16 protein-coding genes and 1 pseudogene are annotated in these 17,461 nt (G+C 37.5%); 13 read left to right on the top strand and 4 right to left on the bottom strand.

Going from position 1 to position 17,461, the window contains the following annotated elements:
* On the bottom strand, positions 1-1,954 hold a 1,954-nt coding region (locus tag SAGCYANO_RS00515; RefSeq protein WP_202218302.1), incomplete at its 3' end, for a PPC domain-containing protein.
* Between the two features lie 582 nt (positions 1,955-2,536).
* Here SAGCYANO_RS00515 and SAGCYANO_RS00510 point away from each other — a divergent pair.
* The 6 genes from SAGCYANO_RS00510 to SAGCYANO_RS00480 all read left to right on the top strand — a co-directional run bounded on the left by SAGCYANO_RS00510 (position 2,537) and on the right by SAGCYANO_RS00480 (position 6,716).
* The gene (locus tag SAGCYANO_RS00510; RefSeq protein ID WP_202218301.1) at positions 2,537-2,689 is read left to right on the top strand and encodes a hypothetical protein; all 153 of its coding nucleotides are present in this window, start codon (positions 2,537-2,539) and stop codon (positions 2,687-2,689) included.
* 934 nt (positions 2,690-3,623) lie between these two features.
* On the top strand, positions 3,624-4,244 hold the full coding sequence (locus tag SAGCYANO_RS00500) for a hypothetical protein (protein WP_202218299.1): 621 nt from the start codon (positions 3,624-3,626) through the stop codon (positions 4,242-4,244).
* A gap of 1 nt (position 4,245) precedes the next feature.
* Positions 4,246-5,199 carry a hypothetical protein gene (locus tag SAGCYANO_RS00495; RefSeq protein ID WP_202218298.1) on the top strand — a complete coding sequence of 318 codons (954 nt, stop codon included), beginning with the start codon at positions 4,246-4,248 and terminating at the stop codon, positions 5,197-5,199.
* A gap of 6 nt (positions 5,200-5,205) precedes the next feature.
* On the top strand, positions 5,206-5,625 hold the full coding sequence (locus tag SAGCYANO_RS47210; protein WP_307785782.1) for a hypothetical protein: 420 nt from the start codon (positions 5,206-5,208) through the stop codon (positions 5,623-5,625).
* A gap of 278 nt (positions 5,626-5,903) precedes the next feature.
* Positions 5,904-6,068 (top strand): hypothetical protein, encoded by a 165-nt coding sequence (locus tag SAGCYANO_RS00485; RefSeq protein WP_202218296.1) that lies wholly within the window; start codon positions 5,904-5,906, stop codon positions 6,066-6,068.
* Positions 6,069-6,218: 150 nt separating this feature from the next.
* Positions 6,219-6,716 carry a WD40 repeat domain-containing protein gene (locus SAGCYANO_RS00480; protein ID WP_202218295.1) on the top strand — a complete coding sequence of 166 codons (498 nt, stop codon included), beginning with the start codon at positions 6,219-6,221 and terminating at the stop codon, positions 6,714-6,716.
* 331 nt (positions 6,717-7,047) lie between these two features.
* Here the strand turns inward: SAGCYANO_RS00480 and SAGCYANO_RS00475 are convergent, their stop codons facing one another.
* Positions 7,048-7,191: a hypothetical protein gene (locus SAGCYANO_RS00475; protein WP_202218294.1), complete on the bottom strand. Its 144-nt coding sequence runs from the start codon at positions 7,189-7,191 to the stop codon at positions 7,048-7,050.
* Positions 7,192-7,245: 54 nt separating this feature from the next.
* Here SAGCYANO_RS00475 and SAGCYANO_RS00470 point away from each other — a divergent pair, with 54 nt between their 5' ends.
* Positions 7,246-7,869 (top strand): TetR/AcrR family transcriptional regulator, encoded by a 624-nt coding sequence (locus tag SAGCYANO_RS00470; RefSeq protein WP_202218293.1) that lies wholly within the window; start codon positions 7,246-7,248, stop codon positions 7,867-7,869.
* Positions 7,870-8,149: 280 nt separating this feature from the next.
* Positions 8,150-8,913: pseudogene (locus SAGCYANO_RS00465) on the top strand (HAD family hydrolase).
* A gap of 903 nt (positions 8,914-9,816) precedes the next feature.
* Here the strand turns inward: SAGCYANO_RS00465 and SAGCYANO_RS00460 are convergent.
* On the bottom strand, positions 9,817-10,905 hold the full coding sequence (locus SAGCYANO_RS00460) for a hypothetical protein (protein ID WP_202218292.1): 1,089 nt from the start codon (positions 10,903-10,905) through the stop codon (positions 9,817-9,819).
* Positions 10,906-11,096: 191 nt separating this feature from the next.
* Between SAGCYANO_RS00460 and SAGCYANO_RS00455 the strand changes: the two genes are divergently transcribed.
* The 5 genes from SAGCYANO_RS00455 (at position 11,097) to SAGCYANO_RS00435 (ending at position 16,807) form a co-directional block, all read left to right on the top strand.
* Positions 11,097-11,360 carry a DUF1830 domain-containing protein gene (locus SAGCYANO_RS00455; protein ID WP_202218291.1) on the top strand — a complete coding sequence of 88 codons (264 nt, stop codon included), beginning with the start codon at positions 11,097-11,099 and terminating at the stop codon, positions 11,358-11,360.
* Between the two features lie 230 nt (positions 11,361-11,590).
* A complete protein-coding gene (locus SAGCYANO_RS00450; RefSeq protein ID WP_202218290.1) occupies positions 11,591-12,070 on the top strand; it encodes a hypothetical protein in 480 nt (159 codons plus the stop codon).
* Between the two features lie 51 nt (positions 12,071-12,121).
* Positions 12,122-13,900 (top strand): pentapeptide repeat-containing protein, encoded by a 1,779-nt coding sequence (locus SAGCYANO_RS00445; protein ID WP_202218289.1) that lies wholly within the window; start codon positions 12,122-12,124, stop codon positions 13,898-13,900.
* A 172-nt stretch (positions 13,901-14,072) separates the two neighbouring features.
* Entirely contained in the window at positions 14,073-14,225 is a 153-nt protein-coding gene (locus SAGCYANO_RS00440) for a hypothetical protein (protein WP_202218288.1), read from the top strand.
* A 476-nt stretch (positions 14,226-14,701) separates the two neighbouring features.
* Positions 14,702-16,807 (top strand): M3 family metallopeptidase, encoded by a 2,106-nt coding sequence (locus SAGCYANO_RS00435; protein ID WP_202218287.1) that lies wholly within the window; start codon positions 14,702-14,704, stop codon positions 16,805-16,807.
* A 468-nt stretch (positions 16,808-17,275) separates the two neighbouring features.
* Here the strand turns inward: SAGCYANO_RS00435 and SAGCYANO_RS00430 are convergent.
* Positions 17,276-17,461, bottom strand: a 186-nt coding sequence (locus SAGCYANO_RS00430; RefSeq protein WP_237395463.1) for a hypothetical protein, incomplete at its 5' end; no start/stop codon positions are given.

The following is a 17,461-nucleotide window of genomic DNA, read 5'->3' as shown; positions in this document are numbered from 1 at the left end:
TATCTTTAGTATTACGTACTCCACCAGTAGTAAAACCAACTCGGTCTCTCTTTTTGTATTCATCGAGTTGACCGACTTCAACAATATCTGTACCCTCTGTTGTTTCTGTGGCATCCAGCTCTACTCGATATTCTGTATCTGCACCTCCCACTGGTAAAACCCGAATGTTATAGTTACCGGGGTTTATTACCCGCTCAATTAACTCAGGACCTCTGCCTGAATTAGTGGAACTTACAACCAGATCGTCGTCACTGTCATCATTCAGGTTTTCGCCACTATTCCACAGTTCCAAGTTAGCATTATCTTGGATTTGGTCTAGAGTAGCCCGAAAATCTATTGGTTGGTCTACACTAAAGCTGTAAAAATCTAGGGTATTACGTTGGCCGCTACCTTCGCCACCAATATTATCAATATTACTTTCTAGTTCACCAGTTAGATTGCCTAGCTCAAAGCGATCGAACGGACTAATTGCCTCTTCAGCATTCAAACTCAATCGGTAGTTAGTCCGAGCATTACCTTGGGGCAATACCTTAACAAAATAAGTACCTTCTTCTAAAGTCTCGTTAATATTTTCTGGATTGGAACCCCTGTTTCTGGAATTAAACAGTAGACTTTCACCATCACTGTCATAAATTTCCACATTAGCATTAGCTCCAAGGTTATCAAGCTCCAAATTGAGATTTTTCTCGCTGCTGAGAGTAAACTTGTACCAATCTGCTTGGTCTCGGAAGTTGGTCAGTATTGAGCGACCAATATTACCAGATTCTTTAGTATCGGTTTCTGTGATTTCTCCTAAATCTTTTGCTGTTTCTGGAGTAGGATAATCGTCTAAATCTTGGTCAAAGGCGTTTAACTCCAGACGATAATCAGTTCTTGCATTGCCTTTGGGGCGTACCCGCACTGCATACTCACCAGCTTCTAAAACTTCTCCACTAATAATTTCTGGATTTCTGCCTCTGTTGTCAGATTCGGACAACAACTCTCCTAGTTCGTTTGGATTATTTAAGTCATATTCATGAATCTGGAGATCGACATTGGCACTTAACTGATCCAGGTCAGCATAAAAGAAAGCATCTTCATTGAGACTGAAAGTGAAGTAATCATTCTGGTCTCTTGTACTACCTCTAGTAAAACCTATTTCTCCTATACCAAAGACTGGTTCTGTTTCTGTCCTTTCCAACAGATCGCCTAACGGAACACCAGGTAGTCTATCGGTGATTTCTCCAAAAGGTTCAGCATTAACCTCTAATCGATAATCTGTTCTTGCTCCACCTTTAGGAGATACTTGAACAACATATTTCCCTGGTTGAAGAATAGCGTTTATAGCTTCTTCTTGTCGCCCACCATTAGCGGACCTCACCAACAGAGTTCGACCATCCTCATCCAAGAGACGAACATCTGCGTTTTGTTTGAGTTGGTCTAGGGTCAGACTAAAGTCACTTTCTTCGTCAATGACAAAATTATAGTAGTCGGATCTATCTCTTTGATTCCTCGTACCAAAGCCAACTTCATCAGTAACAACAACCCCATCTTCAATATTGTTGAGGAAATCATCCCCTAAACGAATGCCAGGAGCTTCGTCATCTTCTGTGGTATTTCTCGGACCTGCACTGGCAGTAATTTGATAGTTTGTTTGAGCATTACCTCTGGAAAAGACTCGAGCAAAATATTCTCCTGCTTCTAGGTCAGCATCAATTATTTCTGACTCGATACCTCCGTTAGTAGAAGAAAATAAAAGGTCCCCATCACTATCTAATATCTCTAGATTAGCGTTTTGGTCTAGTTGGTCTAGTGTGAAGGTCAGATCGCTTTCTTCGTCGAGGCTGAATTTATAGTAGTCGTTACGTTCTCGGATACCATTTGATTGTCTAAAGCCAATTCTTTCTGTCTCTTTAATTGGCGTAGTGGTGATAGTCCCGAGCTCGAATGCAGATTGTAGATTATTGTTGGCCATATTTCTCGCAAATTGAATTTAACAATTAAGGTAAGCATTCAGCTGTCAGCTATTAGCTAGCTTCCTAGGTCGGAACTGCGGACTTCAGCTATTAATTTTGGAGAAGGTAAAAGTAACCTTTGAAATTGAGAAAGAATAAAAATTTACTAGCAAAGTCTCCTTTCTAAACCGCAGAAGTAATTATTCATTACTCATTGCTGATAGCTGACTGCTAATAGCTGTTTGCGCAGCATTCCGTAGGAAATGCTTACCAATTAAGTATCAAACGACGAAGGAGTCATTTCAGTTATCAGTTATCAGTTATCAGTTATCAGTACCTCTAGTTAAAGTCAGAGACTTGAAATATTGAACTTGATTTTTTTTCATCCCCTTGAAAGCGGAGGCTATTTACCTGATTTTTTGGTCAGTCCTCAGGAATACCGAGTCAGGAGAAATAGGAATGAGCGAGGAGGTAGGATTCAACAATTAATTATTAATTATTAATTATTAATAATTAATTATTACCTCTCCTTGAAAACCGATAAGATTGACTAATAGTGAAAATTTTCTCTTGTTTCTCCTTTAAAGGAAAGGTAGGAGGAAATGTCCTCAGATCCCGCTGCCTTCATTCATCTAAAAAGTTGGGTAGCTTGGAAACCTGTTGTAGGGGCAAACGGCCGTTTGCCCCTACAAGCTACGGGAAGAAAAACAACACGGTTGCCTCAGCCACCAGTCCCCTTTCGGAGCAGGGAATAACTCCCCGAAAACTACCATTTCTGGGGTAAAGTTAGCCTCCCCAATGTTATCGGTCGGTACTGTCCGTGAAAGCAATCGCTTAACCCACCCTCGCGTGTTTAACCTTCCGGTTCCTGGCAAAAATAAATAACTAATAAAAAGTATTGCATACTCAAAAACAAAAGTTGTCGGTTTTCGACAGTCGTGATCGACAAATTTTTAACAAATAACAAAAATCACTAAAACTCACTCATAGCAATCTTTTCAACAACAATTAATAATAAAATCGACAATAATTTTTCAGTGGTTGTCGATTTTCGACAATATTGAGTAACGAATGTGATATAATCTCCTACTTTTAAGCCCACATTCCGCACTTCAAGATGTAGGACAAAATAGGATTAACAGAGAGATATTACTGCCACTAGACCCTGGCAATGTGATTAATTAAGTATTAGTACTGTTATAGCAGAGAAACTTTAAAAGCTGTTAGCTAAAAATACTGAGGCATATCAACAATTAATAATTAATAATTAATAATTAATAATTACCGAAGAATTAAGAATTAAATAATTAAATAATTAAATAATTTAGGTTTAAAGCCTCCCCTTTCAAGGGGAAACAAGCGGTCGAGGGATGGCGAGGTCTCGGAGCCATATCCAATCGACCAAGAGAGAAAAAATTTTCCTTTTATTCAATCCTCTTCCTTTTAGGGAGAGGTAATTATCAATTATCCATTATCAATTATCAATTATTGAAAGGACTTACGCACAGACACTAGATAAAGTGAGGGCGAATGCCATTCGCCCCTACATCTGGCGTTTTAAAGGTGAATTTGCGTAAGTCCTGAATGTGAGTTAAGAAGGCAATAGGAGTTGTTTGCGGAGGATGACAAAGGTCAAGGCGTAATGTAAAATGATATTTAACTATGCAGATGAACGATCGCAGATGTCTAATGGCCAAAATCAAAAGAAACTGTACTTATCTTCTAACCACAGCAGGAAAACAGAAAATTGAGAAGCAATTATCTGAATTATCTCCTAATGGATATAGCGATCGTCAAATTGCTCAAGCAACTGGTTTGCATCGCACTACTGTGAAAAAAATTCTGAAGATGGATCGAGGAGTTAGTTTCAGAACTCTAGAAAATTTTTTTACTCATCTGGCCATAGATTTAAACAGTTCTGATTATCAAGAAAGTCAACTACAGAAAAAAACTATCTATCAAGACTGGGGAGATGCGCCAGATACCCAGGCTTTTTTTGGCAGAGAAACAGAATTAACAACCCTCAAACAATTGGCGATCGAACATCGCTGCCGACTCATTGCTATTACTGGTATCGGTGGTATTGGTAAAACAGATTTATCTTTACATTTGGCACGAGATATTCAAGATGAATTTGAATTTGTAATTTGGCGATCGCTCATCAATACACCTCCTCTTACAGAAATTATTGGTGATTTAATTCAATTTATTTCTCATCAACAAATCGGCAATTTACCAGACAAAATACATCAGCAAATTTCTCTGTTACTTGAATATTTAAAAACATCGTTGTTTACTAATTTTAGATAATGTGGAGAGTATCCTGGAAGCAGGAGATTCTGCGGGAAAATATAAATCTGGATGTGAAGATTATGGTCAATTTTTATCAAAAATTGCCTCAATCTCTCATCAAAGTTGTTTGCTATTAACCAGTCGTGAAAAAATTAATAATATTGAGATATTATCGGGAAAACATAAAACAGTTTGTTTTTTTGAATTAAGGGGTTTAAACGTTTTAGAAGGGCGTAAAATTTTTGATAAAATTGGTGATTTTGTGGCTACAGATGAGCAATGGCAAAAATTAATAGAATTCTATAAGGGCAATCCTTTAACATTAGAATATGCAGCTCATCATCTTAAATATTTTCCGGGAAATATTGCTGGTTTTTTAGGATCGGGAAAACTGATTTTTGCTAATATTCGCGAATTATTGGATTGGCATTTTGAACGATTGTCTAATTTTGAAAAAGAAATTTTATATTGGCTGGCTATTCATCAAGAACCGATTTCTATAACTAATTTAAAATCAGATATAGTCACAAAAACTGCTCAAGATAGAATCTCAGAAACTTTGCATTCTCTACAAATTAAACTGCCTCTAGAAAAAAGCAAAGATGGGAAATATTTTACTCTTCAGCCCATGCTAATAGAATACATAACGGAAAATTTTATTACCACGATTTGCCAAGAAATTAAAACTGGAAAACTAGAACTTTTTCATCATCATGCTCTACTCCTAGCTACAGCTAAAGACTATATTATAAACACTCAAACCAGAATTTTTATTGAACCTATTACTCTCAGGCTAATCGATACTTTTCAAAATCAACAAAACTTGGAAAAGCATTTGCAATATCTGTTAGAAAAACTCCGTCAAAATACACCACTGCGACCGGGATATGCAGGGGGAAATATTCTGAATATATTCTGTTACTTGAATACTAATTTAACGGGCTACAATTTTTCCCATCTCACCATTATATAAGCTGATATCCAAGGAATCAATTTAGATGATGTTAATTTTTCCCATTCTGACTTAAGGGAATCAGTTTTAACTCACTCTTTTGGTGGTATTCATGCCTTAGCATTTAGTCCAGATGCTCAAATAATTGCCAGTGGATGCAATGACCACACTATCAAACTTTGGGATGCTAACACTGCTGAATGTCTTCAAACTTTAACAGCTCATAACGGTTTGGTTCTAGGCGTTGCTTTTAGTCCTGATGGCAAAACTCTAGCAAGTGCTAGTGCAGACAAAACCATCAAGCTTTGGGATATTGAAACATTTAACTGTATTCGGACTTTGACAGGTAGCAAAGATGTTGTCTGGTCAGTAGCTTTTACTCCCGATGGTGAAAAACTTGCCAGTTGTGGTTATGAAAGCACTATATCATGTCCGGTTAAACAGTGATAAATAAATAACTACGGAGGAGTCAGGAGTCAACCCACCCCTAACCCTCCCTGGAGTCAACCCACCCCTAACCCCTCCCTGGAGTCAACCCACCCCTAACCCCTCCCTGGAGTCAACCCACCCCTAACCCCTCCCTGGAGTCAACCCACCCTAACCCCTCCCTGGAGGGGAAGTCAGGAGTCAGGAGGAAAGAGGGAAGAAAGAGGAACAACTGGAGTTGAAGGAGAAAGTTTTTTTATAACTAATTATCCGGACATGATATTATTCGCTTGTGGAATGTGAAAACAGGAGAATTCGACCGGGAACTAGCAGGTCATCAAAAAGAAATCAAGGCACTTGCTTTTAGTCCGGATGGTAAAACTTTAGCTAGTGCTTGTTTTGAACCTACTCAGGACTTACGCACGAACACTATAGCGCTTTTCACATGGATAGACTACAGTTAGTATGGGCAACCCAAAAGCATTTTTCTACTCCCTACTCCCTACTCCCTACTCTAAGCGCCAAAAATAATTTTGTGGTCTACTTAAATGAAAAGCGCTGTAAATTGAGTGAGGCAACATATAAAGCGGCAGCTCTGCGTTAACAAATGCCATTTGCTACGCACAACTACGTTAACGCCCCTACATCTGGCGTTTTCAAGGTTAATTTGCGTAAGTCCTGCTACTGTTAAATTCTGGAATGTTGAGACTGGGGAATGTCTGGCGACGGTAAAGGGCGATCGGACTGGAATTCCGACTCAGGCTTTTTGTTGCGATCGCAAAACTGTAGCAACGGGAAATAATGACCAGGTGCTGAAACTCTGGGATGCTCAAACAGGAAAATGTCTACAAACTTTCCAAGGTTATACCGATGGAGTTTTGTCGGTTGCTTTTAGTCCGGATGGTAAAACAATTGCTAGCAGTCATTTGGATTATACTATTAGGTTGTGGGATGTAGAAACAGGAGAGTGTTTGCAATGTTTGAGGGAGCATAAAGGTTTGATTTTGGCGGTGGTTTTTAGTCCGGATGGTAAGAAAATTGCCAGTTGTAGCGATGATGAAAATATTATTGTTTGGAATGTTGATTCTGGTGGTAGCTCCTGGAAATGTTGACCGAATAATTAGGGTTTGCTGATGGAAGTCTTTTTTAATCAGATCAAATCTGGTAGCATCGGTGTTATTCCATATTTAAAGATAAGAGTAGGGGGGAATGGCATTCGCCCTATATTGTAGGGGGGAATGGCATTTGCTGGCGCAAATCTCCGAATGGCGCCCCTAACCATTGTACGACGACGACAGAATTATATAATATCATGTCCAGATAAGAGCGATCTGGAAAAAACTTATCATGAGTGCTTAAACAGTAAATCTTTCTATTCCTACTCCCCTACTCCCCGCTCCCCTACTCCCCCGCTCCCCTACTCCCCTACTCCCCGCTCCCCTACTATTTTAATAATAAGTATTCAACCGGACATGATATTACTCCGAAGCTAACGGACATGATATCATACCTCAAATCAGCAACGCCATTTTTTCTCCTTCCTTCTTCCTCCTTCCTTCTTCCTTCTGTCATAGCAAAAACACTCAAAATGGACTTCTCGATGTTAGACTAAAATTTTGAGCAAATCATACACACGACTGAATGAGCAAGAATTCAACTATTGACACAAAAGAGCAAATTCTCAATGCTGCCGAGAAACTTTTTGCTTCTCTGGGCTTTGCTGGAACTTCTCTAAGGGCCATAATTCGAGAGGCAGACGTAAATTTGGCTGCCATCCATTACCATTTTGGTTCAAAAGAAGAATTATTTATCGCCACAGTTCGACGAGTAGCACAACCCATTGTTGAAGAACAACTACGACAACTGGCAATTCTGGAAGACTCTGAAGACCTCCCTTCAGTTCCTGAAATTTTAGCAGCTTTAATAACGCCACCCATACAAATGATTCAGGAGCGTTCGGAAGAATGTTTGATTCACGCACAGTTTATGGGCCGTTGTCGCACGGAACCCTATCCAATTCAGAAACTAGCGGAAGCAGAATTTAGTATAGGTCAACAAAAATTTCTAGAGGCAATGAGAAAAGTATTACCTAAGCAGTCTCCTACAGAATTGAAATGGAAACTTGATTTAGTAATTGCGATGTTGATCCGAGTCCTCAATCAAATTGAACCACTGGAGTCTCTGAGTGACAAAAGTTCTATGGAAGATATTGACGATCTTGTACAGCGTCTTGTGACTTTTATAACTTCTGGAATTAGTGCTTAGATTAGGGAGTAGGCAGTAGGCAGTAGGCAGTAGGAAGCAGGGAGAAAGAACTGATAATTTCTGTACGATAATTGATTTGATTTTTTATTTTTGGAGCTTAGGGAGTAGGGAGTAGGAAGTAGGGAGTAGAGAAAAAGAATTGATGAATAAGAGTGGTATAATTGATTTGATTTTCTATTATTGGAGATGTCTAATGAAGTGGATGTTCTGTTGAGATTATAAAATAAACTTAACTTAAGAGTAGTACAATCTTTAATTTATTATCACACTTTTAATTATAATGACTGAACTGTTTACCTTAATATTTGATGTTGACGGAACTTTGGCAAATACAGAGAGAGATGGCCATAGAGTTGCTTTTAATCAGGCTTTTGCTGAAGCGGGGTTAGATTGGGAATGGTCAGTTTCGTTCTACGAAGAATTGCTGGAGGTCTCAGGTGGCAAAGAACGTATCAACTTTTATATTAGTCGGTATCAACCAGAGTTGAAATCATCTATTTCACTCCAGGATTTAATTTATAATCTGCACGCCACGAAAACTAAATATTATCAAAGGTTATTAGCAACAGGAACTATTCCGTTGCGCTTGGGTGTAAAAAGATTATTAGCAGAGGCACGAAATCAGAAAATACGGTTAGCGATCGCTACTACTAGCACCTTAGAAAATGTAACTGCATTATTAGAAAATACTTTGGGCAAGGAAAGTTTATCATGGTTTGAAATAATTGCTGCAGGAGACATAGTTCCAGAAAAAAAACCTGCGCCAGATGTTTATTATTATGTGTTAGAAAAATGAATATTCAGCCAGATAATTGTCTGGTATTTGAAGATTCAGATAATGGTTTAGAAGCTGCCAAAGCAGCAGGATTAAAAACAATTATTACAGTTAATGATTATACGCGAAATCAAGATTTTACTGATGCAACTTTAGTTTTAAATCATTTAGGAGAACCAGATAAACCTTTTACAGTCATAGCTGGAAATGCTAAAGGTAAAACTTATATGGATATGAATTTAATAGACGATATTATCAACTTCAGGTAAGGAAGAAGGAAGAAGGAAGAAGGAAGAAGGAAGAGGGAAGAAAGAAGAAGGCTTAAAAGCTAGAAAAAACTTAAATTTCCTTAGGTAAGGAAGAAGGAAGAAGGAAGAGGGAAGAGGGAAGAAAGAAGAAGGCTTAAAAGCTAGAAAAAACTTAAATTTCCTTAGGTAAGGAAGAAGGAAGAAGGAAGAAGGAAGAGGGAAGAAAGAAGAAGGCTTAAAAGCTAGAAAAAACTTAAATTTCCTTAGGTAAGGAAGAAGGAAGAAGGAAGAAGGAAGAGGGAAGAAAGAAGAAGGCTTAAAAGCTAGAAAAAACTTAAATTTCCTTAGGTAAGGAAGAAGGAAGAAGGAAGAAGGAAGAGGGAAGAAAGAAGAAGGCTTAAAAGCTAGAAAACTTAAATTTCCTTAGGTAAGGAAGAAGGAAGAAGGAAGAAGGAAGAGGGAAGAAAGAAGAAGGCTTAAAAGCTAGAAAAAACTTAAATTTCCTTAGGTAAGGAAGAAGGAAGAAGGAAGAAGGAAGAAGGAAGAGGGAAGAAAGAAGAAGGCTTAAAAGCTAGAAAAAACTTAAATTTCCTTGTAGATATTCACGCTAACTTTGATACAAACGATACCAGCGGACATGATATTAAAGCATATTCCACTTTGGTGAGGTAAATTCATCGCAGGCAAGATGCCCACACTACAAAAATTTACAGCACTTGTGGAGTTAATGAGGTACAAAAATTTAGGACTTTAGGCAACAGGTAACAGAGAATTAATAAACTGTACCTCACTATCCTAAAAGTGCTATAATTGTTAATCTTTGTACTTCATTATGCGAGGAATATGCTATATCAATTCTTTCCCTGTAGGGACGTTGTATGCAACGTCCCTACTCCCTCTTTTGGAGGAGGTGTCTAATGTCTTTTAGTCTGGGGATATAGTGCTAAGAGACTCAAAAGTTTTATCGATCGCCTCCAGTAACCCCCAAGAGTGAGCATAAGAAACTCCTGCTTCTACTTCTGCTTGTCTATCTATGTGGGCGTTAACCCAATCATTGCCTGGCCGTTTATGATGATAGTCATGAACTGGACTGTCTCCAGTAAGGATCAAAAGACGTACAGGGAGATGATAGAAAAACACTCTCATCCACCAACGAGTTACCCCCAAAACCTTTACCCAAATTGAATCAGAATGGTTAAATACAGGGGGTTCTTCGCCACAGAAAATTGCAGAAGTTATTTCTTCCGGGATATTTCCGAACTTATGTTCTACACATTGGCGCAATAGACTACTTACCTCAAAAAAGAGACTCAGAGGTAAAACCCATATCCAGAAAAACATTTGCCAAGAATGAGTTATTCCCACACCAACGATGATAGACAACCAAAAAGCTAACGAAATTAAGTTATGAGTGGGATAATGGGAGCAAAAAGCAGATTTTATCCTTGAGTAAAGTTGACGGCAGTGAAAGGTTGGCGAAAAAGCGGTTTTAATGAGATGCTTCCATGCTTCATCTACTTTCATTCCTAAGCGAAAACCAACATTAAGGAACAGAAAGTTGTAAGTTTCATCACCGGGAGTCAGGATATGGTGGGAATGGTGAACTTTTGTATGATTTTTCTGGTATTCTCTGAAGGGCAAAGTGAGAGTCAGAATGGAAATAAATTCTCCCAGAGCTTTATTCCAGAAGCGATGAGAAAATACAGCATTATGACTGCAAGCGTGTTCAATAGTTAGACGCAGTTTACGGGTTGATGACAATACGCAAACCCAGCTAATAGAAAGAGCAAGTAAATTAACACAATTTTCTGTAAATGCGGAATAACCAACAACAACACCGAAAATTAGGATAAAGAGTGTAGATATTAAGTCTTCACCTACAGTTTTCCGTCGCACAGTTTCTCCGTGACAGGGTTTTCCTATTAACCAAGTAAAGAAAAATCGCAATTCAGGCCGAATCATTTGGTCAATTCGCTTACGAGTATCCGAATGCAAGTTATTTTGTGGTAACATAAATTTTGGTTTAAATGTTTAATGCGGTGGTATTACTACCGCTTTTTTTTATTTATAAGAGTTATTTAGGAAATAATCACCCAACAAAAATTGCTTTTGTATGACAATATTTGTTGGTTTCCAAACAAATAAATATGCTTTATCTTACTTAAATGATTTACATACTAAATTCTGAGATGGAGGATAATAGTATGGCTAAAAAAACTGAAAATTATAAAACTATTAAGTGCCTGTATATTAATTGTACGGAAAGAATAGCTATCTTAAAAATTGACTTCATGGGGCAGTGGCTTGAGCGTGCTGTTGAAGCAGGAAAAAAATATGTATTTGAAACCCATGAAGATGCTTATCTGGAGATTTATACTTCTGAAATATCTACAATGATTTTGTCTGATAGGGTAGCTTGTAGTCAGCTTGTTTTGTCAAAATATACTTCGGAAATAGGACAGTATTAAATTAGGTAAATATATGTATGTTTATCTAATGGGGGTTTTGTGCAACAATTGTTGGTTTTCTTTTTGGGAGATAATGCTACAATATTTTTCAAATGGCATAATTAGCTTATTCCCTAAGTTTACTGTTTTAAATGGGAGGAAATTCTGCAATTGAGAAAAAGTAATATGGTAATCAAAATATGTTATTCTCAACGTTACGCTACCAAAACTCTGATATCAAGTGAGGTTATATGCCCCGAAAAGAATTTAATCCCCTCTTCTCAATTGATGAAGTTAAACAACTGGCAATTCATCAAAATGTCAACGTTTCAGAAGTTGATAATTTATTAGATGAAATGGAGAAAATTTATATATTTTCTTTTTCTGAAAAGTCTAAAATGATGATTTACTTAGCAATGACAGGTTTGTTTACAGAAACAGATGTGGCTAAAATAACTCAACACAATCCTCGTGATATCAAACCTAATTTCAGCAAACAAGTAAGCGAACATTTCAAAAATCACTACTCTGATATTCAATCAGATAAGAAAGTTTTCGGTATCGCTTCTTTAAGAAGAACTCTTTTTTCCTTACACCCAAAATGTTTTTATCAGAATAATGACGATGATTCGATTAAGATTTTACACAACCGTATAGAAGAAAACTTAAAAGCTGGAGAAGGTTTAAAAGTTGAGGAAAATATTCACGATAGTCATAATCTTGCCAACTAATCAATTTTTTCCATTTTAAAAGAGCAAACCCTACAAGAGGCGAATCAAGTCATGAGAAAAGAGTCATCTAATCAAATACTATCCGAATATAGTCTAATTAAGACTTCTGAATTAATCGCATTATTGCAACAAGAATGTGATGTAGAGAAACGTGCTAATTGGATTAGAACATTAGGTGAACGTATTGAACCAAAAGTAATTAAACTTCTCTGGGATTTAAGAAATAACATGGAAAATGAAGACCCTTTTATTCAATACGAAATTAAGCTCAGTCTTCGCAAAGTTACGAACGATCCTAGTGTTGGAATTGATATGTTTCTCGACAATTTATCAGTATTCCAAATCCAGAAAAAAAATTCCCAAGCTCCTAAAATTCTAATTGACTCTAATATACTTGAAGAATTTTTGTTAAGGAATAAAACTACTATCAACCAAGATGTTACTAAAGTAGTTGAATGGGTTTTATCCGACAAAATTAATCCCTATCTTGGTAAAAATGGAGTAGAAAATCTTTGGTCAAGAGTTAAAAATTTGAGAGGACAAGAATATGCTAACCGTCTTATTATAGAAATTCTCAGTCAATTTAAGGTTTGTGATATTGACTTGAAAGAGATCGATATGGAAAAATATCCCACTGTCAACATACCAACTATTATTCAAATTGAGTGTGCCAAAAAGTATAATTTGGATGGCATTATCACTTTAAGAGATAGGGATTTTGTGAGTAGTGGCTGGCCTTATGTTTATTCACCAGCATTATTCTTAGAGTACGTAGAGTCTGAAGATTCTGATTTATCGCCGGAATTTTCCAAAGAAGAACTAGCTCAAAAATTTATAGATAAAAAGAGAGAAAAATTATCCATCAATTGGAAGGAAGAGCCTCTGAAAAATAATCTTTCTTTTGAGGATAAGTTACTCCTTTTTCAAGGCTGGAGAATAAAAAAGTTTGAAGTTCTCTGCACCAAAAATGATCTAACTTTTGCTACAGTTATCTTACAAGATAGATTTGGAAAAGAATATCATACAGAGTCTGGATTCAAAAAAGGATCGATTAATGCACTTTTTACTGCTTTTGATAAAGCTTTATCTCATATAGTTGATATCAAACATGAACTCAAAGCTATGTACATAGCTAATTTAACGCCGGGTAAAGAAGGAGCAGTGACTGCTATGGTTGTTGTAAGACATGGCGAGGAAGAAGTTATCAGAATTTATAGCCATGAAAATATTATCAAAGCCTATCTATTTGTTTACGTTAAAGCAATTATTGCCGTTTACGCTCCTCATGAATATCCTCAAGATATTTATGAAGAAAAGGAACTGATGAGTCTATATAAAATAGGAATGAGAGATTTTCGTAAGTTAAATTTCAGCAAAGTAGATTTAAGTGATAATGAAGCTAATCTCTCGGAATCAATTTTGGTAGAGTGCAATTTTAGTAATGCTAATCTTTCAGGCGCAAATCTTACTAAAGCTGATTTAACCAGAGCAAATTTAAGTAAGGCAAATTTAAGTAACGCAAATTTGAGTAGCGCAAATTTGACTGAAGTTGAGTTAGACAAAAATAACCAAACTCTCTTTGAAGGTACAATTTTGACTAATACCATTATGCCTGAAATCAAAATTGCCGTCAGTGGACGGTCACGCATAGATAAAGTGGTTCAATTATTAGAACAAATTGATATCCAAAAAAGTAAATGTGAGTTATTAGCAGTTCACAGCATGACTACTCCTACATGGTGGCATAGTGATTTGGGTATGTATTTTTGGGAAGTAAGTAAAAAATACTTCAAAAGGTATTCTCATAAAAAGAGTTTTTATACTTCCTGAATTTCTGACACAAGAACATTTACAAGTACTTAGAGAACAAGCAGAAGTTGGCGTAGAAGTACGATATATTTGTTGCACTAATACTAAAAATGTCGATCGTCATGATTGGCATAATACTAACTTGATGGTTTATGATAACTTATTAGTTGAAAAAAACTCTTTTACGACTAGAATGCTAATCAATGAAGAAAAAGAAAATGGTTATATTTCCTATCAAGAAATAGATATTAAAACCGACAAAGAACATTTCTATTCTATTTGGGAAAAAGCAGAGTCTCCCAATTGTTCCTTATCAACTATTCCAAATACATCTTTGAAAAAATAAGAGATTTCAAGAATTTGAAAAATCTAATTTTCAAAGGGTTTAATTAATCTAGTAAGTCAGCAATCGACTGAACGAAATTGTACGCTAAGAATGAAATACTTGAAGATGAGAAGCGGAGGACTTTGATGAATTTAGCTATGATTTTCGTGCTAAGGGAATAGGTAGGGAAGTTGCAGGCAACTTTTTAAAGATTAGTTGGTTGATAGGCGGTTCGGGAGCAATTAGCGATCTTAAATCCGCTCAGGTTCTGTATAAAAAAATATTCTCTTCACGAGCGCCATTACTAAATCTTTCTTACTCTCTCCCTCCTGGCTGGGGTTAGGGGTGGGTCCCCATCTCCCAGCCTCCCCACACTCTAATTACACCAATGTTACCGGATTTTACCTGAAAGGGGTATTTATGATTTTTTGCTTAATTAAGCTACAATAATATAATACCAAAAATCAAGATAATTGGGAACTCAAGAAAAACAGCGTATGAATGCTCAAGCTACAGTTACAAATAAAGCATTATTAATTGGTAAAGGATTACCTCCTTTTGAATCAATAAAACCAGAAGATGTAGTCCCTACAATGACAGAACTTCTGGCAGAATTAGAGCAAGAATTAACCAACTTAGAAGTAACAGTTAAGCCTACTTGGAATGACCTGGTAGAACCTCTGCAAAAATTAGTAGACCGTTTAAGTTGGAGTTGGGGAATAGTAGGGCATTTAATGGCAGTAAAAAATAGTCCTGAACTACGAAAAGCTTATGATGAAGTACAACCAAAAGTAGTAGAATTTTCTAATAAACTCAACCAAAGTCAACCTCTTTATCAAGCCTTCAAAAAATTACACAATAGTGATAGTTGGCAGAATCTAGATTCAGGACAAAAACGCATAGTTGAAGCTGCTATCAGAGATGCAGAACTTTCTGGAGTAGCTCTAGAAGGAGAACAACGAGAACGTTTCAACACCATTCAACTAGAATTAGCAGAACTTTCTACAAAGTTTTCCAATAACGTCCTCGATGCTACAAAAGCTTTTAGTCTCACATTGACAAACAAAGAAGAAGTCGATGGTTTACCTCCCAGTTTATTAAGTTTGGCAGCTCAATGTGCCAGAGATGATGGAGCAGAAAACGCAACACCAGAAAACGGACCATGGCGCATTACTCTCGACTATCCCAGTTTTATGCCTTTTATGCAACATAGCAAACAACGGGAGTTACGAGAACAACTGTATAAAGCTTTTATTCGTCGTGCTTCTAGTGGGGAGTTAAACAACTATCCTCTAATTCAACGTATTTTGGAGCTACGTCAACAAAAAACTCAAATTTTAGGCTTTAATAGTTATGCAGAACTGAGTCTCGCTAGTAAAATGGCACCTGGTGTCGCAGCAGTGGAAAAGTTATTAGAAGAGCTACGCAGTGTGAGTTATGATGCTGCAGTTACAGACTTAGAAGAATTGAAAAAATTTGCTGCCAGTAAAAATGCACCAGAGGCAAATGACCTGAAACATTGGGATACCAGTTTTTGGGCGGAAAGACTGCGGGAAGAAAAGTTTGCCTTTACTGCTGAAGAGTTACGACCATATTTCCCACTACCCCAAGTTCTTGATGGTTTATTTGCTTTGGTCAAACGGATATTTGGTATTAATATTACTGCTGCTGATGGGGAAGCACCAGTCTGGCATCAAGATGTGCATTATTTCCAAGTTAGTGATGAGAAAAATACACCCATCGCTTATTTCTATCTTGATGCTTATAGTCGCCCGGCAGAAAAACGGGGTGGTGCATGGATGAATGAATGTATTGCTCGCGCAAAGTTTGTGGAAAATGGTCAAACTACTTTGCGTTTGCCAGTAGCTTATTTGCAATGCAACCAAACACCACCTGTAGATGATAAACCTAGTTTGATGACTTTTCGTGAGGTAGAAACTCTGTTCCATGAGTTCGGTCATGGTTTACAACATATGTTGACAACGGTTGACTATGCAGGAGCTGCGGGTATTAATAATGTAGAGTGGGATGCGGTGGAGTTACCCAGTCAATTTATGGAAAACTGGTGTTACGACCGCGCTACGTTATTTGGAATGGCAAAACATTATGAAACAGGAGAAACTCTACCAGAACATTATTATCAGAAACTTTTGGCTGCCAGAAATTATATGAGTGGCAGTGGGATGTTGCGTCAGTTGCATTTTAGTTTAGTTGATATTGAGCTACATCACCGTTATCAACCAGGTGGCGAAGAAACAGTGATGGATGTGCGTAACCGCATCGCTGAAACTACTACTGTGTTAGCTCCATTGCCAGAAGATTCATTTTTATGTGCCTTTGGACATATTTTTGCTGGTGGTTATGCTGCTGGTTATTATAGTTATAAGTGGGCAGAAGTATTGAGTGCTGATGCTTTTGCTGCCTTTGAAGAGGCTGGTTTAGAAGATGAAGTAGCGATCGCCACTTGTGGTAAACGTTTTCGAGATACAGTATTAGCATTAGGTGGTAGTTTGCATCCGATGGAGGTATTTAAAACTTTCCGAGGTCGGGAACCTAATACTGAACCTTTGTTGCGGCATAGTGGTTTGATAGCTGCTGCTTAATTTTTGAGTGGGGGAGTAGGGGAGTAGGGGAGTAGGGGAGTAAGGGAGTAGGTAGGGATGTTGCATAAGGGCGTCCCTACAGGGAGAAGTAAACATCAGAATAATTAATACGCTCAATATAATCCCCAACTTCACCGAAAAATTTGGGTAGTAGAGTTGCAACGCGAACATATTAAATATATAGAATCCCTGATCGTATCTTTATACGCGGTATGTGCTTTTGGCAGAAGTCCGACCCGACGACTGAGGAGTGATATAGAATCCGGTTGAATAGTTATTAGAGTTGTTGGGAGTGGGGGAGTAGGGGAGTGGGGGAGTGGGGGAGTGGGGGAGTGGGGACCCAATCTCTAGCTCCCTCCCTGGAGGGGAAGAGGGGAGTGGGGGAGTAGGGAGATTAAATAGACATCTTCAATAATAAAAATCAAATCAATTATTTCCCTGTACAGACGTTGCATAAGGGCGTCCCTACTATGCATGAAAGAGATGTCTAATATTGAAGTAATTTAAGAAATTATAAACAGATATTATATCAAATCCGTTTAATTCGGTATAAAAAAATGTTCCATCTTCAACCATTACCAAATATTTCTTAATCTCCCCATCTCCCCATATCCCCATATCCCCATATCCCCTATCCCCATCCCCCAATCTCCC

This window comes from Okeania sp. KiyG1, assembly GCF_014132355.1.
Classification (GTDB): domain Bacteria; phylum Cyanobacteriota; class Cyanobacteriia; order Cyanobacteriales; family Microcoleaceae; genus Okeania.
Note: the sequence above shows the minus strand (reverse complement) of the source record. Positions and strands in the feature narration are given on the sequence as shown.